This window comes from Synechococcus sp. CC9605 (assembly GCF_000012625.1).
Lineage (GTDB): Bacteria > Cyanobacteriota > Cyanobacteriia > PCC-6307 > Cyanobiaceae > Parasynechococcus.
On the sequence record NC_007516.1, the window covers coordinates 1,755,630 to 1,780,554 of the forward strand.

General features: G+C 64.0%; 25 protein-coding genes and 1 pseudogene. 20 read left to right on the plus strand and 6 right to left on the minus strand.

Features of this window, described 5'->3' with window-relative positions; genetic code table 11:
- The first annotated feature begins 37 nt into the window (after positions 1 to 37).
- Positions 38 to 373, plus strand: a complete 336-nt coding sequence (locus tag SYNCC9605_RS09695; protein WP_041435068.1) for a hypothetical protein — start codon at positions 38 to 40, stop codon at positions 371 to 373.
- Here SYNCC9605_RS09695 and SYNCC9605_RS09700 read toward each other — a convergent pair.
- Positions 290 to 1,114 carry a carbohydrate ABC transporter permease gene (locus tag SYNCC9605_RS09700; protein WP_011364888.1) on the minus strand — a complete coding sequence of 275 codons (825 nt, stop codon included), beginning with the start codon at positions 1,112 to 1,114 and terminating at the stop codon, positions 290 to 292. The genes SYNCC9605_RS09695 and SYNCC9605_RS09700 overlap by 84 nt on opposite strands.
- Before the next feature lie 10 nt (positions 1,115 to 1,124).
- On the minus strand, positions 1,125 to 2,747 hold the full coding sequence (locus tag SYNCC9605_RS09705) for a 2-isopropylmalate synthase (RefSeq protein ID WP_011364889.1): 1,623 nt from the start codon (positions 2,745 to 2,747) through the stop codon (positions 1,125 to 1,127).
- Positions 2,748 to 2,856: 109 nt separating this feature from the next.
- Here SYNCC9605_RS09705 and SYNCC9605_RS09710 point away from each other — a divergent pair, with 109 nt between their 5' ends.
- A complete protein-coding gene (locus SYNCC9605_RS09710; RefSeq protein ID WP_011364890.1) occupies positions 2,857 to 4,452 on the plus strand; it encodes a glycoside hydrolase family 57 protein in 1,596 nt (531 codons plus the stop codon).
- Between the two features lie 114 nt (positions 4,453 to 4,566).
- On the opposite strand, the gene crtL is transcribed toward SYNCC9605_RS09710, so the two are convergent.
- Both crtL and gyrA read right to left on the minus strand, forming a co-directional pair.
- Entirely contained in the window at positions 4,567 to 5,805 is a 1,239-nt protein-coding gene (gene crtL, locus SYNCC9605_RS09715) for a lycopene beta cyclase (protein ID WP_011364891.1), read from the minus strand.
- A 2-nt stretch (positions 5,806 to 5,807) separates the two neighbouring features.
- On the minus strand, positions 5,808 to 8,405 hold the full coding sequence (gene gyrA, locus SYNCC9605_RS09720; RefSeq protein WP_011364892.1) for a DNA gyrase subunit A: 2,598 nt from the start codon (positions 8,403 to 8,405) through the stop codon (positions 5,808 to 5,810).
- Positions 8,406 to 8,496: 91 nt separating this feature from the next.
- Between gyrA and SYNCC9605_RS09725 the strand changes: the two genes are divergently transcribed.
- The 5 genes and pseudogenes from SYNCC9605_RS09725 to rsmD form a co-directional block, all read left to right on the plus strand.
- Positions 8,497 to 9,039 carry a CAAD domain-containing protein gene (locus tag SYNCC9605_RS09725; RefSeq protein WP_011364893.1) on the plus strand — a complete coding sequence of 181 codons (543 nt, stop codon included), beginning with the start codon at positions 8,497 to 8,499 and terminating at the stop codon, positions 9,037 to 9,039.
- 63 nt (positions 9,040 to 9,102) lie between these two features.
- Positions 9,103 to 10,266: a GuaB3 family IMP dehydrogenase-related protein gene (locus SYNCC9605_RS09730; protein WP_011364894.1), complete on the plus strand. Its 1,164-nt coding sequence runs from the start codon at positions 9,103 to 9,105 to the stop codon at positions 10,264 to 10,266.
- 180 nt (positions 10,267 to 10,446) lie between these two features.
- Positions 10,447 to 10,770: a thioredoxin gene (trxA, locus tag SYNCC9605_RS09735; protein WP_006851354.1), complete on the plus strand. Its 324-nt coding sequence runs from the start codon at positions 10,447 to 10,449 to the stop codon at positions 10,768 to 10,770.
- Positions 10,771 to 10,796: 26 nt separating this feature from the next.
- Positions 10,797 to 11,438 (plus strand): imidazole glycerol phosphate synthase subunit HisH, encoded by a 642-nt coding sequence (hisH, locus tag SYNCC9605_RS09740; protein WP_011364896.1) that lies wholly within the window; start codon positions 10,797 to 10,799, stop codon positions 11,436 to 11,438.
- A pseudogene (gene rsmD / locus SYNCC9605_RS09745) lies at positions 11,435 to 11,971 on the plus strand (16S rRNA (guanine(966)-N(2))-methyltransferase RsmD); the annotation flags it as partial. The gene hisH and the pseudogene rsmD, both read left to right, overlap by 4 nt.
- A gap of 13 nt (positions 11,972 to 11,984) precedes the next feature.
- On the opposite strand, the gene petG reads toward rsmD, so the two are convergent.
- Positions 11,985 to 12,101, minus strand: coding sequence for a cytochrome b6-f complex subunit V (petG, locus tag SYNCC9605_RS15595; protein ID WP_009790260.1), 117 nt, complete (start codon positions 12,099 to 12,101; stop codon positions 11,985 to 11,987).
- 56 nt (positions 12,102 to 12,157) lie between these two features.
- Between petG and SYNCC9605_RS09750 the strand changes: the two genes are divergently transcribed.
- The 13 genes from SYNCC9605_RS09750 to SYNCC9605_RS09810 all read left to right on the plus strand — a co-directional run bounded on the left by SYNCC9605_RS09750 (position 12,158) and on the right by SYNCC9605_RS09810 (position 23,271).
- The gene (locus SYNCC9605_RS09750) at positions 12,158 to 12,571 is read left to right on the plus strand and encodes a c-type cytochrome (protein WP_011364898.1); all 414 of its coding nucleotides are present in this window, start codon (positions 12,158 to 12,160) and stop codon (positions 12,569 to 12,571) included.
- 9 nt (positions 12,572 to 12,580) lie between these two features.
- Positions 12,581 to 13,327: an RNA methyltransferase gene (locus SYNCC9605_RS09755; protein WP_041435073.1), complete on the plus strand. Its 747-nt coding sequence runs from the start codon at positions 12,581 to 12,583 to the stop codon at positions 13,325 to 13,327.
- A gap of 28 nt (positions 13,328 to 13,355) precedes the next feature.
- Positions 13,356 to 14,501 carry a serine hydrolase gene (locus tag SYNCC9605_RS09760; RefSeq protein WP_011364900.1) on the plus strand — a complete coding sequence of 382 codons (1,146 nt, stop codon included), beginning with the start codon at positions 13,356 to 13,358 and terminating at the stop codon, positions 14,499 to 14,501.
- A complete protein-coding gene (locus SYNCC9605_RS09765; protein WP_011364901.1) occupies positions 14,498 to 15,850 on the plus strand; it encodes a DUF3370 domain-containing protein in 1,353 nt (450 codons plus the stop codon). The genes SYNCC9605_RS09760 and SYNCC9605_RS09765 overlap by 4 nt, the downstream gene beginning before the upstream one ends.
- A 20-nt stretch (positions 15,851 to 15,870) precedes the next feature.
- Positions 15,871 to 16,959 (plus strand): magnesium chelatase ATPase subunit I, encoded by a 1,089-nt coding sequence (bchI, locus tag SYNCC9605_RS09770; RefSeq protein ID WP_011364902.1) that lies wholly within the window; start codon positions 15,871 to 15,873, stop codon positions 16,957 to 16,959.
- 18 nt (positions 16,960 to 16,977) lie between these two features.
- Positions 16,978 to 17,442: a crossover junction endodeoxyribonuclease RuvC gene (gene ruvC / locus SYNCC9605_RS09775; RefSeq protein ID WP_011364903.1), complete on the plus strand. Its 465-nt coding sequence runs from the start codon at positions 16,978 to 16,980 to the stop codon at positions 17,440 to 17,442.
- Complete coding sequence (locus SYNCC9605_RS09780; protein WP_011364904.1) at positions 17,439 to 17,987, plus strand: 5-formyltetrahydrofolate cyclo-ligase; 549 nt, start codon at positions 17,439 to 17,441, stop codon at positions 17,985 to 17,987. Before ruvC ends, SYNCC9605_RS09780 begins: the two co-directional genes overlap by 4 nt.
- Positions 17,988 to 18,022: 35 nt before the next feature.
- Positions 18,023 to 18,442 (plus strand): hypothetical protein, encoded by a 420-nt coding sequence (locus SYNCC9605_RS09785; protein ID WP_257929139.1) that lies wholly within the window; start codon positions 18,023 to 18,025, stop codon positions 18,440 to 18,442.
- 7 nt (positions 18,443 to 18,449) lie between these two features.
- Positions 18,450 to 18,872, plus strand: coding sequence for a SufE family protein (locus SYNCC9605_RS09790; protein ID WP_011364906.1), 423 nt, complete (start codon positions 18,450 to 18,452; stop codon positions 18,870 to 18,872).
- An 87-nt stretch (positions 18,873 to 18,959) separates the two neighbouring features.
- A complete protein-coding gene (locus tag SYNCC9605_RS09795; RefSeq protein WP_011364907.1) occupies positions 18,960 to 20,267 on the plus strand; it encodes a homoserine dehydrogenase in 1,308 nt (435 codons plus the stop codon).
- A gap of 100 nt (positions 20,268 to 20,367) precedes the next feature.
- The gene (locus SYNCC9605_RS09800) at positions 20,368 to 20,604 is read left to right on the plus strand and encodes a hypothetical protein (protein WP_041435076.1); all 237 of its coding nucleotides are present in this window, start codon (positions 20,368 to 20,370) and stop codon (positions 20,602 to 20,604) included.
- Between the two features lie 88 nt (positions 20,605 to 20,692).
- Complete coding sequence (locus SYNCC9605_RS09805) at positions 20,693 to 22,252, plus strand: ABC transporter substrate-binding protein (protein WP_049749481.1); 1,560 nt, start codon at positions 20,693 to 20,695, stop codon at positions 22,250 to 22,252.
- Positions 22,252 to 23,271, plus strand: a complete 1,020-nt coding sequence (locus SYNCC9605_RS09810; RefSeq protein ID WP_011364910.1) for an ABC transporter permease — start codon at positions 22,252 to 22,254, stop codon at positions 23,269 to 23,271. The genes SYNCC9605_RS09805 and SYNCC9605_RS09810 overlap by 1 nt, the downstream gene beginning before the upstream one ends.
- On the opposite strand, the gene SYNCC9605_RS09815 is transcribed toward SYNCC9605_RS09810, so the two are convergent.
- Positions 23,265 to 24,839, minus strand: coding sequence for an alpha/beta hydrolase (locus SYNCC9605_RS09815; protein WP_011364911.1), 1,575 nt, complete (start codon positions 24,837 to 24,839; stop codon positions 23,265 to 23,267). The genes SYNCC9605_RS09810 and SYNCC9605_RS09815 overlap by 7 nt on opposite strands.
- Between the last annotated feature and the right edge of the window lie 86 nt (positions 24,840 to 24,925).

Here is a 24,925-nt window from a genome sequence, read left to right on the forward strand (position 1 = left end):
CCATTCAAGTCAGCATCGGCCCAATTGGGGAGGGTGCATGCTGTTGAAACTGATCAGCTGCGGCAGCCTGGCCCTCGTGAGTGTTCTGGTGGTGACCCTGCTTCAGGGATTGCGGCAGCACAACCAACGCATCCACGCCCTGCAGGAACGGATCGATCAGCTGGAGGAACGGATCGATCAGCTGGAGGAACGCACGCCACCCCGTGCCCACAGCGACTTGCTCAGCCAACAGATGGGTGTGATGCAGGAAGGCATAGATGCCTTCGCGGCCATGCGCACCTCGACGGCTTCATCCCTTCACCGCGTCCCCGCTGGCGTTGGGCAGGATGAAGCGCTGCAACAGCACGAACAAGACCAACACCGGCAGGATTGAGACTACCGAGCCGGCGGCAACAATCCGCCAATCCAGCGAAAAGCTGCTGGAGAGCTGCTGCAGACCCAGAGGCAAGGTGTAGAGGGCTGGGTCGTCGAGGATCACCAGCGGCCAGAGGAAGTCACTCCAAGTGCCGATGAACACGAACATCGCCAGGGTGATGAGATCGGCTTTGGCGGCGGGGATCATCACGTTCCACCATTCCCCCAGGCGGCTGCAGCCATCGATCCGTGCCGCCTCCTCCAGCTCTTTGGGAACGCCAAGGAAGCTCTGGCGCAACAGGTAGAGACCAAAAGCGGTGGCCGCCTGCGGAATCACCAGGGCCAGCAGGGTGTTGCGCAGACCCAGCTGCACCATCAGCAGATACAGCGGGATCATCACCACCTGAAAGGGGATTAGGATCGTGGCCACCACCAGCCCCAGCACAAGGCCCCGGCCGGCGAAGCGCAGCCGGGCCAGGGGGTAGGCAGCCAGGGAACAGAACAGCAGGTTGGCGAGCACCGCCAGGCCACTCACCACGGTGCTGTTGAACAGATACGTGGTGAGTGGATTGTCCTGAAACAGCCGCACGTAGGCATCGAAGCTGGGCTGGGCAGGCAGCAACGCCGGTGGACTGCTGAAGATGTCTTCCGCAGGACCCTTGAGCGAGGTGCTCACCAACCAGAGCAACGGCGTGAGCACCAGCAGCGCCAGAAAAATCAGCAGCACCAGCTGAATGGCCCGGACGGTTGAGGTGCGCATGGCGTCGGCTCTAGAGCGTCGGTCGGCTCTCCAGAACAACAGGATCCTTCTGCGGATGCAATGACTGGCGCTCCTCGCCAGCCACCAGGCGATTGAGGGCATTCACGAAGGCCATCCCCGCCGCCACCACCACATCGGTGTCGGCTGCGTGACCGGAGTAGAGCGCACCATTGCGGCGCAGGCGGATGGTCACATCGCCCATGGCATCAATGCCCTCGGTGACCGACTTGACCGAGAACTCGATCAACTCATTGGGCACACCCGCCAGATCATTCAAGGCACGGCAGACGGCATCCACCGGACCGGTGCCCACCGCCGAGCCTGTGGTCTCACTGCCCTCTTCATCCAAAAGGGTGACGGTGGCGGTGGGGCGCAGGCTGCTGCCGCAGCTCACTTGCACCAGCTTGAGCTGGAAGCGGGCTTCCGGCTGCTGCACCTGTTCGCTGACGATCGCCTCCAGATCACGGTCAGTGATCTCGCGCTTGCGGTCGGCGAGTTCCTTGAAGCGGGCGAAGGCCTCATCGAGATCCTCACGGGTGAGGTCGTAGCCCAGTTCCTCCAGACGGGCGCGAACGGCACTGCGGCCGCTCAGCTTGCCGAGGGAGATGCGGTTGTCGGACAAGCCCACGGTCTGGGCATCAATGATTTCGTAGGTAAGCCGGTTCTTGAGAACGCCGTCCTGGTGGATGCCGGATTCATGGGCGAAGGCATTGGCACCAACGATGGCCTTGTTGGGCTGCACCACCATGCCGGTAAGGTTGGACACCAGCCGTGAGGTCTTGGTGATCTCTTCAGTGCGCACGGCAGTGAGCGGCGTGGGGCTGTCTTCCTCCCGGCCAAAGAAGGGGTTGTAGTAACGCCGCCGCACATGCAGCGCCATCACCAACTCCTCGAGCGAGGCATTGCCGGCCCGTTCGCCGATGCCATTGATCGTGCATTCGAGCTGACGAGCACCGTTCTTGACCGCCTCCAGGAAGTTCGCCACGGCCAGGCCGAGATCGTTGTGGCCGTGCACCGATATCACCGCCTCGCCGATGTTGGGCACGTGCTGATTGATGCCTGCGATCAGCGCGCCGAACTCCGACGGTGTCGTGTAGCCGACGGTGTCGGGAATGTTGATCGTGGTGGCGCCGGCAGCAATCGCCGCCTCAATCACCTCATAAAGGAACTCCGGGTCGCTGCGGCCGGCGTCTTCACAGGAGAACTCAACGTCTTCCACCAGAGAACGGGCGTAGCTCACCATCTCGGGAACGATGCCGAGCACGTCGCCGCGGCTCTTGCGCAGCTTGTGCTCGAGGTGGATGTCGCTGGTGGCGATGAAGGTGTGAATGCGGCGCCGCGGTGCCGGGGCCACGGCATCAGCGCAGGCTTTGATGTCGGCCCTTGAGGCACGGGCCAGGCCGCAGATGATCGGGCCGTTGTCGCCACCCACCTGCTGGGCGATCCGCTGCACGGCGGCGAAATCCCCGGGACTGGCGAAGGGGAATCCCGCCTCAATCACATCAACGCCGAGCCGAGCCAGCTGCTGGGCGATGGCCAGTTTTTCCTCCAGGTTGAGGCTCGCCCCGGGCGACTGCTCACCATCCCGCAGGGTGGTGTCAAAAATCAGGACGCGACCGGGGTCCTTGGCCATGGAAGGGGCTCCAGCGGAGGTCTTAGTCGGAATGACTATGAGTTAGCCCATCTTAGTTCAGCCCCTTCGAGGTAATCGGATTAAATTCAGCCACCGTTTGGGCTTGTTCGTGACCAAAGGCGCTGTCGCCCTGGTGTTGCATGCCCATCTGCCCTATGTGCGGTCGGCGCAACCGGGCTCCTTGGAAGAGGACTGGTTTTTCCAGGCCCTGATCGAGTGTTATCTACCGCTGCTGGAAACGCTGGAACTGGCCAGCGCCGACCCCAAGCAGAGTCCCAAACTCACGATCGGCCTGTCGCCGACGCTGATATCGCTGCTGAGCGATCAAGACCTCAAGCAGCGCTTTCCCCAGTGGCTGAAGGAACGGCTGGAGCTGCTGCCGAAGGCCGACCCATCCCTGCGCGCAGGCGCCGAGCACCTTGCGGCCACTATCGAGCGGCATCAGCTGGCCTGGCAGAGCTGCGACGGTGATCTAATCCAGCGCTTCGCGGCACTGCAGCGCCAGGGGGTGGTGGACCTGCTCACCTGCGGTGCCACCCACGGCTACCTGCCCCTGCTGCGCCATCACCCGGAGGCGGTGCGCGGACAACTGCGCACGGCGGTGCGGGAGCACCAGCGCCTGGTAGGCGAACGACCCTTAGGGATCTGGTTGCCGGAATGCGCCTATTACGAGGGGCTCGACCGCTGGATGCGCGATGCAGGACTGCGCTACGCCGTGCTGGATGGCCATGGCTTGCTGCACGGCCGGCCCAGGCCCCGCTATGGGGTGTACGCGCCGATCTGCAGCCGCAATGGAGTGGCCTTCTTCGGGCGCGACAGTGACGCCACACTGCCGGTGTGGTCGGCCAAGGATGGCTATCCCGGCGATCCCCACTACCGGGAGTTCCACCGTGATCTGGGCTGGGACCTGCCGATCGAAGAGCTCAAACCCCTGGGACTCGACCAGCCGCGCCCCCTTGGCCTGAAGCTGCATCGGGTGACCGATCACAGCGCACCGTTGGACCGCAAACGCCCCTATGAGCCGGGGGTGGCTGCTGAACGGGTGAAAGAGCATGCCGCCGACTACCTGCAGGGCCGCCGGCGGCAGTTGGATCAGCTCAGCGCTGCCATGGACGTTCCCCCTCTGCTGGTGGCCCCCTTCGATGCCGAACTCTTCGGCCACTGGTGGTTTGAAGGGCCGGCCTTTCTCAGCCAGCTGTTCCAGCAGGCACCTCAGGAGGGGGTGAACTTCACCCGGCTGCGCGATGTGCTCAACAGCGTTGGCCAGCTTCAGCTCTGCGATCCCTCCCCCTCCAGCTGGGGGCAAGGGGGCTATCACGACTACTGGCTGAACGACAGCAACGCCTGGATCATCCCGGAATGGGAAAAGGCCAGTGCCGCGATGGTGCAGCGCTGCAGCCAAGGCGTGGGCAGCGAGCAGGCGATGCAGTGGCTGCAGCAGGCGGCACGGGAGCTGTTGCTGGCGCAGTCGTCGGATTGGAGTTTCATCCTCCGGGCCGGCACCACCACCGAACTGGCCCGAGAACGGGTGCAACGCCACCTGGGCCGCTTCTGGCAACTGATGGAGGCGATCGACGGCACGGCCGAGTTACCGGAGGGCTGGCTCGAGGAGGTGCAGACGGACGACCGCCTTTTCCCCATGATTCAGCCGCTGGACTGGGCTCCGGTCCAGCCCGCGGCACAGCCTTCTGCGCCCAGCGCATAAAAAAATGCATCCCCCAAATGGGGGAGGCGTGGATATTCATCAATCCCTCAACTGAGGGATCAGACGTGCATCAGAACTGGAAGGTCACACCGCCGCTCGCACGCCAGGTGGATCTCAAAACCGAGGGGCTTGATCCTGAGCCGCCCCCAACACCAACCCACGCCGTAATTCCCAAGGGGATAAAGCAAACAATCTCAGCATCACGCCCATCAGCCGAGGCAGCGGCAGTGTGTTGGTGAGGAAGCCAAACCACTCCTCTCGAGGCAGTGAGAAGAAGGTGGCGAAGTGGGTGCGCAGCAACGCTTCGTTGAAGCCCATCAAACGGCCCAAGCCGAATTGATAGAGCTGATGGCGCAGCACCAACTCGATCGGCCAGAGCGCCTGCCAACCCCGTTGCGCCAAGACGGCTGAACCAAGGGCTGGATTGGCGAGGGCTTCGGCAACAGCATCAGCCAGATGAGGCCCCCTCCGCAGCAGCGATCCCACCATGTAGCCCGAGGCCGGATGCACCATGCTCGCGGCGCCCCCAAAGGCCAGCACCGGCTGATTGCGATCCGGCAGCGGCAGGTTCATCGGGAAGAGGCAGAACTCTTCGTGGATCACCTCGGTGATCTGCACGCCGCGCAGATCCAAGCGCTGCTGGAGCCGTTGCTTGAGCACTTCGTAGGGAACACTTGGCGCCAAGGCGAGCGAGGTTTCCTCCACGAAGAACACCCCATCGCCCAGATCCATCGCATACAAAAACGTGAGTGGTTCACTGCGCTGCTCCTCACTGAGGTGATCGCAGCGGTAGTCCATCAACACAAACCGGCCTGGCTCAATCGGCGGTTTGGAGAAACGCCCCACCACGCCGTAGGCAGCCTGGCCTGCCACCGGCCCCTGATCGGGGCGGCGAATGTGAGACGTGCGTGAACCGGAGGCATCGATCACCAAGCGCGCCTGCATGGTGGTTCCCGATGCGCAGCACACGTTGGTGGTTGCACCATTCAGCTCCACCCGTTCAGCGGTGTCTTGATGCCAGACCACACCCTCAGCCTGCTCCAGCCAGTAGCGCTGCAATGCCGCCCGATCGAACAGGCCGTAGTCGATCCCATGGGCATGGCTCTGATCCTGAGCCGTTGAACCGCCTTCGCCGAAATAACTTACGGTGTCGCCCCAGCGGTGCTCCAACAGCTGCTCAAGTCCCACCGCCTTGAGTTCATCGGCCCAAATGCCGTAGGTGTTTGGCCAGGGATCGTCGACCGGATCCGGGGCGATGCCAGCAACAGCCACACTCCGTTGGTTCAGTTCCGAAGCGATGCAGAGGGCAGCAGGACCACCCCCCAGCACAAGCACATCCACCGGCTCAGCCAAGGTCAGCTGTCCTGCACGACCGCTTCAGTGTCGTTGGACTCGGTGTCGTCAGCAGAGTCGTCCTCCGCTTCCGGCGGCACCAGTACCACCTTCAGCAGCCGGTCGCCCTTGTCGAGCTTCTGCAGACGCACCCCTGTGGCAGCCCGGGATTGCTGAGGGATGGCATCGGCGCTGGTGCGCACGATCACCCCCTTCTCGCTCACCAGCAGCAACTCTTCACCGGCACCGAGCACACTTAGCCCCACCAGCTCGTCGGCGTCGGTGCGGAACTTCATCGCCCGCAGGCCCATGCCAGCCCGTTTCTGCAGGCGGAATTGTGTCACCGGAACCCGCTTGCCCAGACCTGAGGCCGACGCCACCAGCACCCAGGGGCCCTCGCTGGCGGCATCGTCTTCATCGTCTGCGCTGGCGGCCACCTGATCGGCGAGTTCCACCGGCAGCACATCCATGCTCACCAGGGCATCGGCATCGCGCAGGTTCATCGAACGCACGCCGCGGGCCGTGCGCCCCAAAGGCCGCAACTCCTCATCACTGAGGCGGAAGTGGATGGTCATCCCGGCTTTGGAGCCGATCAAGACGCTGTCGCCGGGCACGGCAAGGCGCACCCAGGTGAGGGCATCGCCTTCCTCCAGGTTGATGGCGATCAGACCATTGGAGCGGATGTTGCTGAAGGCCGAAAGGCGGGTGCGCTTGATGAAGCCACCTCGGGTGAGCATCACCAGGTCGGTGTCGTCGCTGAACTCCGACACCGGAATCAATGTGGTGATCGCTTCTTCCCGGGGGATCGGCAACAGCTGCACCACCGGCGTTCCCTTGGCCGCACGGCTGCACTGGGGCACGCGGTAAGCAGGCAGGGCATACGACACACCACGGTCGCTGAACAGCACCAGCGTGTCGTGGTCGTTGCAGCTGATGAACAGCTTCACCGCATCTTCACCCTGGCTACGGGTGCCCGCCTTGCCGCGGGTGCCGCGGCTGGTGGCTTCAAATTCACTCACCGGCATCCGCTTGAGATAGCCGGTCTCGGTGAGCAGCACCACCGACCGCTCGTTGGCGATCAGGTCGATGTCGGACAGGCCACCGCCGAGGTCGAGGATTTCGGTGCGGCGCGGCGTCGGGTAGCGCTCCTGCAGCTGAGCGAGCTCGCTCTGGATGATTCCGAAGACCCGCTCACGCCGGCCAAGGATGTCCTTGTAGTCGGCAATCTTGGTAACCAGGTCCTCGTGCTCGAGCCGGATCTTGTCGGCCTCAAGAGCGGTGAGACGACGCAGCTGCATCTGCAGGATGGCGTCGGCCTGGATGTCGGACAGGCCATGGCGATCTTGCAGCTGTTGCCGTGCCGTGGCCGTATCGGGGGCAGCCCGGATCAAGGCAATGATTGGATCGAGCTGATCAAGGGCCAGCAGCAGGCCCAGCAGGATGTGGTCGCGCTCCTCGGCCTTGCGCAGCAGGTAGCGGGTTCGGCGCTCGATCGTCTCGACCCGGAAGTCGAGGAACACCTCGAGCATCTTGCGCAGGGTGAGCAGGATCGGCTCACCGTTCACCAGCGCCAGCATGTAGGCACTGAAGTTGCTCTGCAGCGGAGTGAGCTTGAACAGGTTGTTCAGCACCACCTGCGGGTAGGCGTCGCGGCGCAGCTCCACCACAATCCGCATGCCGTCGCGGTCGCTCTCGTCGCGGATGTCGGAGATGCCCTCGAGCTTCTTGTCGTTCACCAACTCAGCGATGCGCTCAATCAGCGCCGCTTTGTTGGTTTGATACGGCAACTCGGTGATGATGACTGCATCGCGATCGGGCCGCCCCGGGGCCTCGATCGTTTCGATGTTGGCCACGCCGCGCATCGTCACCGAGCCGCGGCCACCCAGGTAGGTCTCACGGATGCCTTCGCGCCCCAGGATCTGACCGCCGGTGGGGAAGTCTGGGCCGGGGATCAGCTGGATCAACTCCTGATCGGTGATCTCTGGATTGGCGATCAACGCCTGCAACCCGTCGATCAGTTCATTGAGGTTGTGGGGAGGGATGTTCGTCGCCATCCCCACGGCGATGCCCGCCGAACCATTCAGCAGCAGCTGCGGAATCCGCGCCGGCAGCACCGTGGGCTCCTGCTGGGAGCCATCAAAGTTGTCGGCGAAATCAACGGTCTCCGCCTCGATGTCCTCCAGGAGGCTGTCGGTGGTGAGCGCCCGCAACCGCGATTCGGTGTATCGCATGGCCGCCGGTGGGTCGTTGTCCACCGAACCGAAATTGCCGTGCCCATCGATCAGGGGCATCGACATGGAGAAGTCCTGGGCCATGCGCACCAGGGCGTCGTACACAGCGGTGTCGCCGTGGGGGTGATATTTGCCGAGCACTTCGCCCACCACACGGGCGCACTTGCGGTAGGGCCTGTCGCTGGTGAGGCCCAGCTCGTACATCGCATACAGGATCCGGCGATGCACCGGCTTGAGGCCGTCGCGGGCATCGGGCAGGGCCCGACCCACGATCACGCTCATCGCGTACTCCAAATAGGAGCGCGACATCTCATTGCGCAGGTCCGTCTGAATGATCCGATCGTCGGAATCGCCGGGACCGCCGCTGCCAGGCCCCACAGAATCCGTCATACGTGCATCAGATGTCCTTTGTCATTCTATCTCGGACAGTGGGAGCAGCAGAAAAGTCCGGATAAACTCCCACCCGCTTTCCACTGAAGTGATGGGTCCTGTCGATGAGCCGCGCCCTGAAGCCGAAACCCCAGGCGGCGACCCCACCCCCACACCGGAGCCCACGCCCGCACCAACCCCGGAACCTGAGCCGACTCCGTCCCCAACACCTGCGCCCACTCCAGCGCCAACTCCGGCACCGACCCCCGCTCCAACACCCGACCCGGTGATCGCCTCCACCGTGTCGATCCCTGCTCAGGAGAGCGCCGATGAAGACGGCGGTGAATGGGAGCTGCTGGTGGGCAAGGTGAAGGACTGGCTCGAGCAGAACGACCTGGCGGAGCTCTGGACCAAAGCCCAGCTGCCGCTGCGGCTGGTGGGCGGCCTTATCGTATTCAGCCTGGTGGCGACGGTGTACTCCGGTTTGCTCAGCACCATCAACAGCATCCCGCTGGTGCCTGGTCTGCTTGAGCTGGCTGGCGTGATCTGGCTGGTGAACTTCGCCCTGCGCAACCTGATCCGCAACAGCGATCGGAACAAGTTCATCCAAAGCGCCCGCTCCACCTGGACCCGCGTAACAGGCAGATCAAGCTGACTCAATCAAATTGAGCCGATCATCCAGATTGGTAGCTTGATCTGACTTTATTGAAGTCGCGCGGTGGACATTCAGCTCGGACGCTCCAAGACCGTTCGCCGGGCCTACGGAATCGATGAAATCGCTCTGGTGCCTGGGGGTCGCACGGTGGACCCCGAGGTCACCGATACCAGTTGGACCCTGGGGGGAATCGAGCGCGAAATTCCGATCATCGCCAGCGCCATGGACGGCGTGGTGGACGTGGGAATGGCCGTTCGCCTGTCCCAACTGGGCGCCCTCGGCGTGTTGAACCTTGAGGGTGTTCAAACCCGCTACGAAGACCCCAACCACGTGCTGGATCGCATCGCCGCCGTGGGCAAGGACGAATTCGTCCCTCTGATGCAGGAGATCTACAGCCAGCCGGTTCAAGAGGCACTGATTCGTAAACGCATCCAGGACATCGGGGCTCAGGGCGGCATCGCTGCCGTCAGCGGTACTCCTGTGGCCGCCATGCGTTTCGGCAAGGCCATCGCCGAAGCCGGAGCCGATCTGTTCTTCGTGCAAGCCACCGTGGTCTCGACGGATCACACCGGTCCTGCAGGCCAGGAGACCCTGGATCTCGAAGCCCTGTGCCGCGACATGGGCGTTCCCGTGGTGATCGGCAACTGCGTCACCTACGACGTGGCCCTGCAGCTGATGCGGGCTGGCGCCGCCGGCGTGATGGTGGGCATCGGCCCCGGTGCCGCCTGCACCTCCCGCGGCGTTCTCGGCGTGGGCATTCCCCAGGCCACCGCAGTGGCCGACTGCGCCGCCGCCCGGGCCGACTATGAAAAGGAAAGCGGTCGCTACGTGCCGATCGTTGCCGACGGTGGCATCGTCACCGGCGGTGGCATCTGCAAGTGCATCGCCTGTGGCGCCGACGCCGTGATGATCGGCTCCCCCATCGCCCGTGCTGAAGAAGCTCCCGGCCGGGGCTTCCACTGGGGCATGGCCACCCCAAGTCCGGTGCTACCCCGCGGCACCCGCATCAATGTGGGCAACACCGGCAGCATCGAACGCATCCTGCGCGGCCCGGCCAAGTTGGACGACGGCACCCACAACCTGCTGGGCTGCCTGAAGACATCGATGGGCACCCTGGGCGCCCAAACCATCAAGGAAATGCAGCAGGTGGAGGTGGTCGTGGCACCCTCGCTGCTGACGGAAGGCAAGGTCTACCAAAAGGCCCAGCACCTCGGGATGGGCAAATAAGGCAGGGCTAAATTGGAGTGGTGCGGGCTTCGGCCCACACACTCCTCACACCCCCCGGCCCGGCGCGATCGGGCTTTCACTCTTTGTTGAGAGCGACTGTCACAGATCCCTTCTCAGCAGGGAACAGCTGTGTTTTCGCTTGAAACCGTTGCTAAATTCTCACTAAATTCCCCTGCTTATATGTCCAGCGCTGCTGCTGTCACCGACGCATCCTTCGAGCAGGACGTGCTCCAAAGCGATGTGCCGGTTCTCGTGGACTTCTGGGCACCCTGGTGCGGACCCTGCCGCATGGTCGCTCCGATTGTGGAAGAGATTGCCAAGGAATTTGACGGTCAGATCAAGGTGTTCAAGCTCAACACCGACGAGAACCCGAACGTGGCCAGCCAGTACGGCATCCGCAGCATCCCGACGCTGATGGTGTTCAAGGGTGGGCAGAAGGTGGACACCGTGGTGGGCGCTGTTCCCAAGGCAACCCTGTCAGGCACCATTTCCAAGTACCTCTGAATCCGTCTTCAGAACGGATCAACCGGTTGAGTCTGAACCTCGGGTTAATCGATTACGGCATGGGCAATCTCCACTCTGTGGAGAAGTGCCTCGAGCGTCTTGACCAAGGCTGCTCGTTAATCAATAACTCCGACGATCTGGAGGGCATTGATGCACTGATCCTGCCCGGGGTCGGCGCCTTCGATCCGGCCATGGCCAACCTCAGGGCTACCGGGCTGGTGCCTCATCTGCTGCGCTGGGGCCAGGAGGATCGTCCCTTGCTCGGCATCTGCCTTGGCCTGCAACTGCTGTTCGAGCAGAGCGATGAAGGCAGCGATCCAGGCCTCGGCCTCTTGGGCGGACGGGTGACACGCCTGCCCAGCAAAAGCGGCGAACGTATCCCCCACATGGGCTGGGCTCCGTTGAAGCATCACGGCACCTGCCCGCTGCTCAGCAGCGATGCCTCATCGGAATGGGTGTATTTCGTGCACAGCTACGCCGCTGTTCCCACCGATCGGAACGACCTCAAGGCCTCTGCCCCCTTCGGCGATCAGGAGGTGACTGCTGTGGTCTGGCGGGGCCGCGTCGGCGCCTGCCAGTTCCATCCGGAGAAGTCGTCCGATGCCGGAGAACAGATGCTCAAGCGGTGGTTGACCTGGCTACGCAACGGTGCTGAACCCTGCCCATGAGCGGTGGCGGGCAACTGCGCCTTAGCGGGGGGCGACGGCTGCTGAGCCCCGGGGGTCGCACGGCTCGGCCCACCACCTCTAGGGTGCGGGAAGCGGTGATGAATATCCTCGCCCCGCACCTGCAGGACTGCCGCTGGCTCGACCTCTGCAGCGGCAGCGGCGTGATGGGCTGTGAGGCCCTGCAACGGGGGGCACGCTGTGTGGTGGCCGTTGATCTAGACCCGCAATGCATCCGCGTGAGCCGCATCAACCTCAGTGCAGTGGCGGCAAGCCGTTCACCGGCTCCTGAAATCCGCACTGAACGGCGGGAACTGATCACATGGCTACGCAAGGACTGGAACCAGGAGCCCTTCGACATCGTTTATTTCGACCCTCCCTACGACCAGGGCCTCTACGAACCCTGCTTGATCGCCCTCGCCGAGGGGAATTGGCTTCACCAGGATTCTCTGGTGGTGTGTGAACATCGCTCCAACCTGAATCCAGAACCGGGCTCAGGTTGGACGGTGGTGGATCAACGCCGCTACGGCATCAGCAGCGTGATGATGCTCAGCCCCCCAGAGCGCTGCCACCACGGCGGTACTGATTCCATGCCGCCACGAACAGACCCAAAAGTGTGACGGGGATCAAACCCAGAACGATGCCGCAGAGCAGAGGTTCGATCATTGCGTCGCGTCAGCAATAAGAATTAGAGAGAATTCTCTCATTGGAACTCCAGATCTGTGGTCCAGCCGTCACGAATTGCGGCCGAATCGGCATCAGCTGATGCAAATGATTCGAGCGATCGGGGTCGCGGCCTGATCGCCGCGCTGGTGGTGTCTGCTGCCACGGCTTGCGTGGTGCTGGTGCTCTGGGTTCTGGGGAGCGCCCAGCAGGACCCCTACATCAAGGCCAGCCTTGAGTTGCAGGGGGCCGTTGACCACGGCGGCCAGCTGTTCCGGATCAATTGCGCCGGCTGCCACGGCCTTGCTGGCCAGGGGTTGGTGGGCCCTCAACTTCAGGGCGTCAGCAACCAGATGAAAGATCCAGCGCTGGTGCACCAGATCATCAGCGGCGAGACTCCCCCCATGCCGAGCTTCGAGATGGAACCGCAATCAATGGCCGATCTGCTGGCCTACCTGCACACCCTCAGCTGAGCTGCTGCCTTGAATGCCGTTGTCGTGCTGGTGGAGCCGGCCGGCCCCCTGAACATCGGAAGCGTGGCCAGGCTCTGCGCCAATTTCGGGGTGAGCGAACTGCGGCTGGTGGCCCCCCGCTGTGACCATCTCAGCGATGAGGCCATGCTGATGGCCGTGCACGGCCAAGCGCTGCTTCAGGCCGCCGTGGTGGTTCCCGACCTGCTGACGGCCATCAACGACTGCCGCCGCACCGTGGGCAGTTGCGGACGCCTGGACCATGGCGAGATCCCCCTGCAAACACCCGAACAGGCCCTGGGTTGGTTGCTGGCCAGCGATGGCAGCAGCTCCAGCTCAGGTGCCCCCATGGCCATGGTGTTTGGACGGGAAGACCGCGGCCTCAGCAACAGTGAGCTGCGGCTCTGCCAGAGGGTTCTCTGCCTGCAGAGCGGGGAGGCCTATCCCTCGCTGAATCTCTCCCACGCCGTGGCGGTGGTGCTGCATGAGTTAGCCCGCCTCAACAGCGGGACCACTGAAACCCGCTGCATCGAGCCCCCCTCGCCGGACCCGGCAGCCGCCAAGGCGCTTTCAGCTTGTATTGAGGATGCCAGCGACCTGCTACTGGAGGCCGGTTTCCTGCTGGAGCACACCGCCGCCGCCCGCATGGCCAAGGTGCGGGATCTGCTGCAACGCGCCACGGTGCGCGCCGAGGAGGTGGCTCTGCTGCGAGGAATGGTGCGCCAACTGCGCTGGGCCATCCGCGCCAAGCGCCCCTAATCTCTGCCGAACAGTCACGGCTGAAAGGTTGAGCAGCAGTCGTTCGTCACGTCGCTCCGCCGGCTGGAAAGGTCCAGCCCAGCTCATCCTGCGGCTGATGTTGATGGGGGTGGGCCTTGGACTGCTCACCGGCAGCGGCCTGCGGCTACTGGCGCCCCGCGTTCAGCAACAGGAGATCGCACTGCCCAGCTGGCTGGCCGATCAGGCGCTGATCACCACGCTGCTCGGTGACGCCGTGGAGCCGCCCAGTACTGAAAACGCCACTGGGAATAAAACTGCATCTGTCGTAGCGAAGGGACTGAAGCAGGCACGCTTCGCCCCAAGACAGGAAATCAGGGCGCTGTCGGAACGCTGGCTGGAGCTGGCCGCGCAACAGAGCAATCTGCAGGCCAGCGCCTACATGCTGATTCTTGACGACGGGCGCTTTGCAGCCATGCAGGCCGAACGGCCGATGGCTGCCGCCAGCTCGATCAAGACGCCGATCCTGCTTGCAGTGCTGGAACTGCTGGATCAGGGAACACTGCAATGGAACGAACCGCTCACTCTCACCGAGGAGCTGGTGGGGGGAGGCGCCGGTTGGATGGCCTCTCGGCCCCTGGGCAGCCGCTTTCCCACCCATGAGGTGGCCACGGAAATGATCCGGGTGAGCGACAACTCCGCCACCAACCTGATGATTGCCCGGGCGGGGGGAATGGAGGCGATCAACGCCCGCTTTCAAGAGCTGGACCTGCCTTCCACCATGGTGAACAACTGGCTGCCGGATCTCGACGGAACCAACACCACCAGTGCCAGAGATCTCAGCCGGGCAATTGCCTTGGTGGATAGCGGTGAGCTGCTGGCTCCCCGCAGCCGGGATCTGTTTCGCGAGGTAATGGGCACGTCGATCACCAACACGCTGCTGCCCAGGGGCTTGATGCGCGGCCTCGGCGGCGCCCAGGGCGAACCGGACGCAAGCCTGGCCCGCAAGGGGTACCGCGTTTACAACAAAACAGGTGACATCGGCATCGCCTACGCCGATGCCGGGCTGATCGAACTCCCCGACGGACGACGCGCAGTGGCGGGATTCCTGGTGGAGGGCCCCTTCAACGACCCCCGATCCACCGAATTGATCCGTCAGCTCGCCGCCGCCATGGCACCGCACCTCAAACCCGTCCCTGTTCCGCCCAAGCCATGAAGCTCGCTCCGCTGTTTTCTGCTGCCTGGCTGGCTGTTGCAGCCATGCCCGGCGCTGCGGAGGTGATTGAGCGTCAGCAGAGCGTTCGCCCCCTGCCAGGAGGCCTCGACAGCGTGTTGATGGTGAACGACAACAACCCCGAGCTGATCGAGGACGACGGCATCCTGATCTCAACCTTCCCCGATGGGGAGGCGGCGTCGGTGCCGGTGGTGCTCAACGGTCGCTTTGACCTGTTCAGCCACCACGTGTACGCCGGTGATGCGGAGGGCAGCCCCAGCTCAACCCTCTGGCTGGCGGTGCTGGCGGCTCCGCTGGGGACCGCTCCTGTGACCCTGCAGCTGCTCGCAGGCAGCACCTCGCTCTCGCAGGCCACTGGGCCTGGCCAGACCCAGGCCCCCTTCCTGCCCTTGCCGAGCCTGATGCCAGAAACCATCGACGTGGTGGCGGCAGGACCCGGCAGCCGTGTGGCCGGAGATCTGTTGGCCGGCCGCAGCGCAGCGGAACTCACCAACCGTCGCTGGAGCCTGGCTCCCGGCACACCCACCCAGCTGCTGCTGTTGCCCATTCCCGTGGCCGGTCTCGATCCCCTGCTGAACGGCCGCAACCTGCAACTGCGCTTCCACAGCTCCGGCCCAGTGGCCATGGCCACCCTGGCCGCTCACGGTGAAGACGGAAAGGCTCCAAGCGAGCAGCACTGGCTGCAGCTTCTCATGGACCAACGCATGAGCAGCAAGGAGCATCAACCCACCCCCCGGGGCAGCAAGGGCAAGATCATTTATTCGCGGGTAAGCGGTGTTCAGATCGGCAGCAGCTGGCGGGCGCGCGTCACCGACCCGGGCAGCCCGGTGCTGGCCGCACCCTCGGCCCCCATCTCCTGGCCGATCAGCAGCCTGGAGCGCGGCACCCTGTCCACCAACCAGGTGCAAACCGCGGAACTCAAAAGCTTTTATCCCGGCACCGCCTGGGCGGCCCACGGCAACTACGGGGTGGAATACGACCTCACCCTGCCGCTGAAAAACACTGGCTCAGCCGCGGTGACTCTGCAGCTGTCGCTGGATTCGCCCCTCAAGGGCAACAGCACCACCTCCCTGCTGCGCTTCCGCGATGACCTCAACGGCCCGGTGATGTTCCGCGGGCCTGTGCAGACAACGGGTCTGGAGGATCCAGAGGGTGTTTCCAAGGGACGCCAGGCCCAGCACCTGGTGCTGCGCCAGGGGCAGCAGGGGCCTTCCCTGGGACAGCTGATGCTCAAGCCAGGGGAAGCCAAGCAGGTGCGCGTTCGCCTGGTCTATCCCGCTGATGCAACGCCACCGCAGGTCATCACCGTGCAGCCTGTGAAACAATCCTGAGCACGCCAAGAGAATTGCTCGTGACTGCACCCCGGAAGCGCAGGGTTTTCCCCTTCACTGCGGTGATCGGTCAAGAGGAGATGAAGCTGGCCCTGCTTCTCAACGTGATCGATCCGCGCATCGGCGGCGTGATGATCATGGGAGACCGTGGCACCGGCAAATCCACCACGATCCGTGCCTTAGCTGATCTGCTGCCGGACATCGACGTTGTCGCCGGCGATCCCTACAACAGCTCGGCCAGCGATCCCGACCTGCAGAGCAGTGAGGTGCGCGAGCGGATGCAACAGGGGGAAACCCTGAGCACCGAACCGCGGCAGGTGCCGATGGTGGACCTGCCCCTCGGTGCAACGGAAGACCGCCTCTGCGGCACCATCGACATCGAGAAAGCCCTGAGCGAAGGCGTGCGCGCCTTTGAGCCCGGTCTGCTGGCCAAGGCCAACCGCGGCCTGCTCTACGTGGATGAGGTGAACCTGCTCGACGACCACCTCGTCGACGTGCTTCTTGATTCAGCAGCCTCCGGTTGGAACACCGTGGAACGGGAAGGCGTCTCCGTGCGCCACCCCGCCCGTTTCGTGTTGATTGGCTCCGGCAACCCCGAGGAAGGCGAACTCCGCCCCCAGCTGCTCGACCGTTTCGGCATGAGCGTGGAAGTGCGCACCGTGCGCGATCCGGAGCTGCGGGTGCAGGTGGTGGACCAGCGCACCTCCTTCGACAGCGACCCCGATGGCTTCAGCACCGCCGTGGAGGGCAATCAAAACGCCCTGCAACAGCGGGTGGTGGAGGCCCAGCAACGCCTCGACCAGGTGACCATTGATGAGGACCTGCGCCTGCGCATCTCCGCCGTCTGCGGCGAGCTGGATGTGGATGGTCTGCGTGGTGACATCGTTACCAACCGTGCCGCCCGGGCCCTGGCCGCCTTCGAGGGACGCACGGAAGTGAGCGAGGAAGACGTGGCCCGCGTGGCCTCCTGCTGCCTCCGTCACCGGCTGCGCAAGGACCCCCTGGAGCAGGTGGATTCCGGCGACCGGGTGGTGAAGGTGTTCTGCAAGGTGTTTGAGCGCAGCGAGAGCAGCGACCGCGCTGATTTCGAACTGGCCCTCGCCGCCTGATCCCCCCACAATCAGCCCATGCGGATCCTCGGCATCGACCCGGGCCTCGCCCGGGTGGGCTACGGGGTGATCGACATCCAGGACGGATGCCAGCGCATGCTTGATTGCGGCATCATCCAGACAAATTCCGATCGCTCCGATGGTGATCGCATGGTGGAGATCGCTGGCGACCTGCGCCAGCTGATCAGGATCTGGCGGCCGGAACTGGCGGCCGTGGAGAAGTTTTTCTTCTACCGATCCAGCAACACCATCAATGTTGTTCAGGCGCGCGGCGTGGTGGTGATGACCCTGGCCCGCTTCAAGATCCCGATGGTGGAATTCCCTCCCATGCAGATCAAGCTCGCCGTGGCGGGGTTCGGCCATGCCGAGAAGGATGAAGTGCTGGAGGCGGTGATGCGGGAGTTGAGCCTGGAGGAACCGCCCCGACCGGATGATGCGGCCGATGCCCTGGCGGTGGCGCTGACGGCCTGGTTGCAGCGATGAGCAGCAAGCCAACCCTGCGCCGTCACTTCAAAGCCCAGCGTCATCTGGGAGAAACAGCCACGCGATCCATCCAGGAGGCCGTGGCGGCGCTGATCGGCCAGTCCAACTGCGGCAGCCGCTATGTGGGGATCTACTGGCCCCTGCCAGGGGAAGCAGATGTGCGGCCGCTGCGGGATGGTCGCCATCCGCCCTTGGCCTTGCCGGTGGCCGATGGCTGCGGCGGACTCATCTACCGGAGCTGGGGTGAGGACCCGCTTCAGCCTGATGGCTGCGGCATTCCCGCTCCTGCCGCAGGAGACGCTCTGAAACCCGATCAGCTGGCGCTGCTGCTGGTGCCGGCGCTGGCGGTGGACGGCGCGGGAATCCGCCTTGGCTACGGCGGTGGGTATTACGACCGGCTCAGAGCTGATCCCGCCTGGGCTGCCGTTCCGGCCTGGGTTGTGCTGCCATCAACCTGCCTTGCGGCCGAGGCATTGCCCCGCGAGCCCTGGGATGTTCCCTTCACCGGCTGGATCACGGAACAGGGTGCTGGTCGGCCCGCCTGAGGGGCCGCATCATGGGCACCATTGATCGCCCTTCCATGCTGCGTCTGCTGGCTCCACTGCTTCTGCTCGGCTCGGTACTGCACGGCGCGGTGCTGGCCCCTGCGAAGGCCCATCAGATCGAAAGTGCTCTGCAGTATCTCGATGGCGATCTGCAATTGAGCAGCAGCTTTTCCAACGGTGAGCCCACCCAAGGGGCCGTTGTTCGCTTGCTCAATGCCGATGGCACGCCAGGGCAGGAACTGGGCCGCACCGATGTCGAGGGACGCCTGAGCCTCGATCTCAGCAGCGTGGGCAATGGCACCGTTGATCTCCAGGTGGACGGTGGTCCAGGCCACCGCGACTACCTCGAACTTCCCGTTCAAGACGGCGAAGTGGATCTGAACGAGGTGGTTATGTTCCCCTTCAGCCTGGTGATGGTGGGGCTGCTGGTTAGCGTGCGACGTCGAAACGACTGAGCCCCGCATGGCCACCAGCACCGGCAGTGACGCCCTCGACCGGATGGTGGAGCGTTTGGGCGGCACCGCCGATCCAAAACGCCGCTACGAGTACGTGCTCTGGTTGGCCAAGAAGCTCGCTCCCATGCCGGCCGAGGCGCAGACCGACGACATCAAGGTGAAGGGATGTGTGTCGCAGGTTTTTGTGCGGGGTGCCCTCAATCAGGGAGTGATGCGCTGGCAGGGAGACTCCGATGCGCTGATCACCAAGGGACTGCTGGCGTTGTTGATCCAGGGGCTGGATGGATTGACGCCAGCCCAGGTGCAGGCGGTGGACCCGGCCTTCATTGCGGCAACGGGCCTGCAGGCCAGCCTGACGCCCTCCCGCGCCAATGGCTTCCTCAACATCCTCCTGGCCATGCAGGAGCAGGCCCGTCAACTGGAAAGCTGACCCGAGCGCTGTTCAGGACAGCGACAGAAGCCGAATCACGTCACTACATAGAGTCGCTCGCAAACGTTCCAACACGGATCACAGGGGATGGCAGCAAAGGTCGGCGTGGGTCTGCTGGGACTGGGCACGGTTGGCGGCGGAGTCGCTTCGATCCTCCAGAACCCCAGCGAACGTCACCCTCTGGTGGGTGAACTGGAGCTGATCCGTGTTGCCGTCCGCGATCTGAACCGTCCCCGGCCCGTCGCCCTGGATGAAAGCCTGCTTACCACCGACCCATCGGCGGTGATTCAGGACCCAGCCGTGGACGTGGTGGTGGAGGTGATCGGTGGCCTGGAGCCGGCCCGCAGCCTGATTCTCCAGGCGATTGCAGCCGGCAAATCCGTGGTGACCGCCAACAAGGCCGTGATCGCACGCCACGGTCAGGAAATTGCTGAAGCCGCGGCCGCTGCCGGGGTGTACGTGCTGATCGAGGCCGCCGTTGGTGGCGGCATTCCCATCATTGAGCCGCTGAAGCAGTCCCTAGGGGGCAACCGCATCAACCGCGTCAGCGGCATCATCAACGGCACCACCAACTACATCCTCACCCGCATGGCTGAGGAGGGGGCCGCCTATGACGCGGTGCTCAAGGATGCCCAGGAGCTGGGCTACGCCGAAGCCGATCCGGCAGCGGATGTGGACGGACTTGACGCGGCCGACAAGATCGCAATCCTGGCCACCCTGGCCTTCGGCGGCAGCGTGGATCGGGCTGCTGTTCCCACAGACGGCATCAGTGGCCTGCAGGGCGTGGATGTGGATTACGCCAATCAACTGGGCTATGGCGTGAAGCTGCTGGCCGTGGCCGAGCGCATGGCCGAAAGCGGCGATCCCCTGCCCCTCTCCCTGCGGGTGCAGCCCACGCTGGTGCCCAAGGACCACCCACTGGCGGGCGTGAACGGGGTCAACAACGCCATTCTTGTGGAAGGTGACCCTATCGGCCGGGTGATGTTCTACGGCCCTGGAGCAGGAGCCGGCCCGACCGCCTCTGCGGTGGTGGCCGACATCCTCAACATCGCTGGCATCCGCCAGGCCAGTGAAGGACCTGGGAAGGTGGATCCTTTGCTGGCCGCCAGCAGCTGGCGGCCCTGCTCTCTCGTCGACTCAGGCGACATTCGCCAACGCCACTATGTGCGTTTCAAGACAAAAGACGCCCCTGGCGTGATCGGCAACGTGGGCGGCTGCTTCGGCCAACGCAACGTGTCGATCCAATCGATCGTGCAGTTCAACGCCAGCGACGCCGGCGCCGAGATCGTTGTGATCACTCACGAAGTGAGCCAACGCCAGATGAATGAAGCGCTCGACGCCATTCAGGCATTGCCGGAGGTGTCTGGCCTGGCTGCTCATCTGGGTTGCCTCTAGGTAGAGCTCCGGCCCTGGCGGATGCCCCCGGGCGTGCGTCAGAGTGTCAAGAACTTTCACGGCACAGGCCTGAATCCTCAGATCTGTGCCCAGACGGTTCATGCAGAACCTCACCTGTTCGAGTCCCGGTCAAGGCTGCCCCCTAGAGGAGGGGGTGAATCCGATGACGGTGCACCAGGGTGATTGCGTCAATCTCGACAGTGATGACGACACCTATCAAGTGATCGGTGTGGATGGCGACCACGACCGCTGCTGGGTGCGCCGCTGGCCCCTGCAGAGCAACGAGGGCTCACCGGTGTTCGAAATCTCGTTGGAAAGGATTCGCCAGGTCGGATAAGTCCCTGTTGAATGGGCCGACCCGTGTTGGTTGAGGCCCGTTGAAGCGCATCGATCGCCCCACGAGATGGACGTGCGGTGGCGCGCTGATGGCCTTGGCCCTGGCCATCACCCAGATGGGGTGTCAGGCCCCACCCCCCACCAGCCGCATCACGGTGGCCTCAGCGGGCCGAATCAGTTCCCTGGATCCAGCCCAGGCCAGCACCCTCGGCGCCACGCAGCTGATCAGCGCCCTGGGGGATCCCCTTTATCGCCTCAGGCGGGATGGCTCACTAGAACCCCGCCTGGCGGCATCGCCCCCCGTTCTGAGTGATGGCGGTCGCACCGTCACGGTTCCCCTGCGCACCGATGTGCGTTTTCACGATGGAACGCCGTTCAATGCCGCAGCCATGGCCTTCAGCCTGCGGCGTTTCCTCGAGATCGGAACCCTCAGCTACGTGGTGGGCGACCGGATTGCGGCGGTTGAGGAAGCCGACAGCCACACCCTGCGGCTGCGCCTCAGTCGCCCCTCCACATCCCTGCAGGGCCTGCTGACCTCGATCAACCTCACCCCGATCTCACCAACGGCCTACAGCAAACACCAGGATCGATTTCTGCACGACCGCTTTGTGGGGACAGGCCCCTACAAACTCACTCGCTTCAGCGAACATCAGCAACGATTGGAGCCCTTTGCGGCGTATTGGGGGGAAGCACCACGCAACAACGGCCTGGATCTGATCTCACTGAGCAACTCCACGGCGCTCTATGGGGCGTTGCGCAGTGGCGAGGTGGATCTGCTGCTCTCCGCCTCGATCGACGAAGACCAGCGCCACACCCTGCATGAACGGGCCAGCGCGGGGGAGCTGCATGAGTCGGTGGGTCCAGCGATGGAGATCGGCTACATCACCCTGTTGAGCAACCAGAAACCGTTCCAGGACCCCAACCTCAGGCGGGCCCTCGCCGTCAGTCTCGATCGAACGGAGATCAGTGAACGGGTGAGCTACGGGCTGCGCCGTCCATTGAAGGCACTGGTGCCTCCCAGCCTGGCCGGCGGCGCCATGGCCCCATGGCCCGAACACAACCCCGATCAGGCCCGCAAGCTGCTCCAGGCAGCGGGCTACTGCAACGGCAGCCCCTTGCACTTTCCGCTCACCTTCCGCTCCAACGTGCCCGCCGACAAATTGCTAGCCCTCACCTGGCAGGCCCAGGTGCAACGGGACCTCTCCGATTGCCTGGTGTTGGATCTGGATGGCGTCGAGTCGACCACCATCTACCGCCAGCTGGGGGAGGGTGCCTTCAAAGCCGTGATGCTGGATTGGCGCGGAAGCTACCCCGATCCAGAGGCCTATCTGACGCCACTGTTGAGCTGCACGTCAGTGGAGGGTGACATCTGCATGACTGGAGAAGCAGCGATCAGCGGCAGCTTCTGGAGCGCTCCCGGATTGCAGACCGCCCTGCTGGAATCCGACACGCTGACGGGGGATGCCCGCCGCGCCGCCCTGGACCGTGTGGATCATCTTTCCGCCAACGGTGCCGCCTACATCCCCGTCTGGCTGGATTCCCCTCGAGCCTGGGCCCAGCTGAACCTCAGCCCTCCACAATTTGACGGCAGCGGCCAGTTGATGCTCGCTGAACTGAAGCGACGTTCAGACAAGTCGACACGGAACTGATGGGACGCGCCCGAGACCTCTCCCGCTACAGCGCCACCCGCCTCGCCCTGGCGCCATTGATGTTGTGGCTGATCGCCAGCCTGGTGTTCCTGTTGCTGCGCGTCGCCCCAGGGGATCCCGTGGATGCGGTGCTCGGCAGCCGGGCTCCCGCTGCCGCCAAAGCCGCCATGCGGGCTCGGCTGGGCCTGGATCAATCGTTGCTGGATCAGTACCTCAGCTATCTCAACGGATTGATCCATGGCGACCTAGGGCAAGCCCTGATCAACCAGGAGCCGGTTCGAACCATCATCGGCAAAACCCTGCCCGCCAGCCTGGAACTGAGCGTCATCGCCCTGGCTGTCGCTGCTGTGGTGGGGCTGAGCATTGGATTCAGCGGAATCGCCCGGCCCGAGGGAAAGATTGACCTGGGAGGTCGCCTCTATGGATTGGGCACCTATGCCCTGCCGCCCTTCTGGGTGGCCATGCTGGTGCAGCTGGTGTTCGCCGTCAGCCTGAGCTGGTTGCCGGTGGGTGGACGCTTCCCCCCCAGCATTCTCCCCCCCGAGGGCAGCGGATTTTTCCTGCTGGACAGCGCTCTGCAGAACAACTGGGCCGCCTTCCGAGGCACTGTGCGTCACCTGATCCTGCCCGCAGGAACCCTGGCCCTGCTGCTCAGCGGCACCTTCACAACCGCTCTGCGCCTGAACCTGCGACGCACCCTGCGCGGCGACCACGTGGAAGCGGCCCGCAGCCGCGGCCTGAGTGAGCGTCAGGTGATCCTTCGCCACGGACTGCCCAATGCCTTGCTGCCGGTGCTCACCATCGCTGGCATCACCGTGGCCTCGTTGATTGGTGGGGCCTTACTGATTGAAGTGACCTTTTCCTGGCCAGGCATTGCCCTGCGCCTTCAGGAAGCCATCAACCAGAGGGACTACCCCGTCGTTCAGGGGATCGTGGTGGTGATCGCAGCCTTGGTGGTGCTTGTGAGTGTTGCCGTTGACCTGCTGGTGGCCGCCCTCGATCCTCGGGTGCGTTACTGATCCAGCAGCTGCAGGGCCGAGGGTCGGTCCAAGCGATGCCAGCGCGTTTTGGAGCTGGCTTCCATCAGGTGAACGGCATCGTTGCGGGGTGAACCTGAGCTCAGGGAATCGAGGAAACGGATGACTTCATGGGCAATCACCCGTTGAACGCTGAGGGGATTGACGCCCACCAACTCTTCGCCGAGCCGGAAGAGGTCATCCCCCTCGGATGCCTTGCCCTGGCCGTCCACACGAATTGGCGAAAAGTGACTGGCCCCCTCCACCACCACCACCCGGCTAGCGGGATGCTCAGCCAATCCAGCCGAAAGAGGCAGCTGCTCATCCAAGGGAGGAGTGATCAGATCAAGCGTCCCACCCACCATCAACAGCGGAATCGGCAACGCCTGGCTGGAGCGGTGCGGCCAGATCAACCCGCCAAAGCTGTTGAGCCCCACCACCGCCCGGGGCAGCGAAGCCATCGCGTTGCCCTCGAGCACGCGGCCTGCCGCAAGCTCGCACTGCAGCAATTCCGAGAGGTTGGTGAGGGGCAGGCCCGCCAGATCCGCTTCACAGCGCTGCTCCATCCCGGGCACTGGCTGCGCCCCACTGGCCAGGAGAGCCGTCAAGGCACCCAGGGAATGCCCCATCAGCACCACGTCGGTCCCGGGGATGTTCAAATCGCCCCGTTGTTGCGCGTCCACCACCGCCACAAGATCAGCCAATCGATCACGCAGTGCTGCGGCGCCGTCAAACGACTGACGCCCCTCAAGCAACGCCTGGACAGCGGCAGCATCGCTGCCGGGATGCTCAAGCACCACCACGGGCCAGCCCGCTTGCATCAGCGAACGCGCCAGCCAGTTGAAATGGTCGGGGTCCCCGCCCAGCCCAGGCATCATCAAGACCCAGAGTCCGTCCTTGGATGACGACTGGGGGATCCAGCGTTCCACCCGCAGGCGACGCGAACGATGGTCCACTGCAAGCGTTGACTGACGGGGCGCATCGGCCAAGGCAGAACCCTCGGTTCCCTTGAGGAGCTGCAGGCGGGCCTCTTTCTGAGCCAAGGTCCGCATCAAGGTCTGATGTCGCTTCAATTCCAGCCGCCAGCGGTTGGCGGCAGCCACCAGCGCATCCAGATCAAGACGCAGCTGCTGGGTGGGCAACGCTTCCAACACATCCAGCGTCGAAACGGTTGTCTGCCGTTCGAGCAACTGCTCCAGCGTGGAGAGCACCAGCGAACGATTGATGCGCTTGCCGTCCTCCACCCGAATCAATTCCCCCAACGCATCCAAAAGCGGACCCGCTCCCCAGCTGCTCAGCAACTGCCGCCCAAGGCTGCGACGGGAGAGCACAGGAGCCTTGAGCAGACGGATCAGCCCCTGTCGGCTTTCCGGCGCGAGAAGGCCCATCCAGGTTGAGAGCTCCGATCGCGAGAGCTGTGCTGGATCAGCCGTCGGCGAGCGCACGAAGGCGCCGAGTTCCTCCACCGAAACCGGAAGAACCAGGCCATCGATCTCGACCTCCACACGTTCTGTGGAGCCAACAGGCCACGATCCGCCCGTGCTGAGCAGCAGACTGCCCATCAAGCCCATCGCGATGCATCGTCCTGTTAAGCGTCCGCGCAGCAACGCCTGACCCTCTGCGGTGGTGGAACCAGTTTCCATCACCGCTGAGAAAT

Bases quoted from the DNA above. Each gene is read 5' to 3' on its own strand.
- SYNCC9605_RS09695 (WP_041435068.1), top strand. From the start codon at position 38: ATGCTGTTGAAACTGATCAGCTGCGGCAGCCTGGCCCTCGTGAGTGTT.
- SYNCC9605_RS09700 (WP_011364888.1), bottom strand. From the start codon at position 1,114: ATGCGCACCTCAACCGTCCGGGCCATTCAGCTGGTGCTGCTGATTTTT.
- SYNCC9605_RS09705 (WP_011364889.1), bottom strand. From the start codon at position 2,747: ATGGCCAAGGACCCCGGTCGCGTCCTGATTTTTGACACCACCCTGCGG.
- gyrA (WP_011364892.1), bottom strand. From the start codon at position 8,405: ATGACGGATTCTGTGGGGCCTGGCAGCGGCGGTCCCGGCGATTCCGAC.
- SYNCC9605_RS09725 (WP_011364893.1), top strand. From the start codon at position 8,497: ATGGGTCCTGTCGATGAGCCGCGCCCTGAAGCCGAAACCCCAGGCGGC.
- trxA (WP_006851354.1), top strand. From the start codon at position 10,447: ATGTCCAGCGCTGCTGCTGTCACCGACGCATCCTTCGAGCAGGACGTG.
- petG (WP_009790260.1), bottom strand. From the start codon at position 12,101: ATGATCGAACCTCTGCTCTGCGGCATCGTTCTGGGTTTGATCCCCGTC.
- SYNCC9605_RS09765 (WP_011364901.1), top strand. From the start codon at position 14,498: ATGAAGCTCGCTCCGCTGTTTTCTGCTGCCTGGCTGGCTGTTGCAGCC.
- ruvC (WP_011364903.1), top strand. From the start codon at position 16,978: ATGCGGATCCTCGGCATCGACCCGGGCCTCGCCCGGGTGGGCTACGGG.
- SYNCC9605_RS09780 (WP_011364904.1), top strand. From the start codon at position 17,439: ATGAGCAGCAAGCCAACCCTGCGCCGTCACTTCAAAGCCCAGCGTCAT.
- SYNCC9605_RS09785 (WP_257929139.1), top strand. From the start codon at position 18,023: ATGCTGCGTCTGCTGGCTCCACTGCTTCTGCTCGGCTCGGTACTGCAC.
- SYNCC9605_RS09790 (WP_011364906.1), top strand. From the start codon at position 18,450: ATGGCCACCAGCACCGGCAGTGACGCCCTCGACCGGATGGTGGAGCGT.
- SYNCC9605_RS09795 (WP_011364907.1), top strand. From the start codon at position 18,960: ATGGCAGCAAAGGTCGGCGTGGGTCTGCTGGGACTGGGCACGGTTGGC.
- SYNCC9605_RS09800 (WP_041435076.1), top strand. From the start codon at position 20,368: ATGCAGAACCTCACCTGTTCGAGTCCCGGTCAAGGCTGCCCCCTAGAG.
- SYNCC9605_RS09805 (WP_049749481.1), top strand. From the start codon at position 20,693: ATGGCCTTGGCCCTGGCCATCACCCAGATGGGGTGTCAGGCCCCACCC.
- SYNCC9605_RS09810 (WP_011364910.1), top strand. From the start codon at position 22,252: ATGGGACGCGCCCGAGACCTCTCCCGCTACAGCGCCACCCGCCTCGCC.
- SYNCC9605_RS09815 (WP_011364911.1), bottom strand. From the start codon at position 24,839: ATGGGCTTGATGGGCAGTCTGCTGCTCAGCACGGGCGGATCGTGGCCT.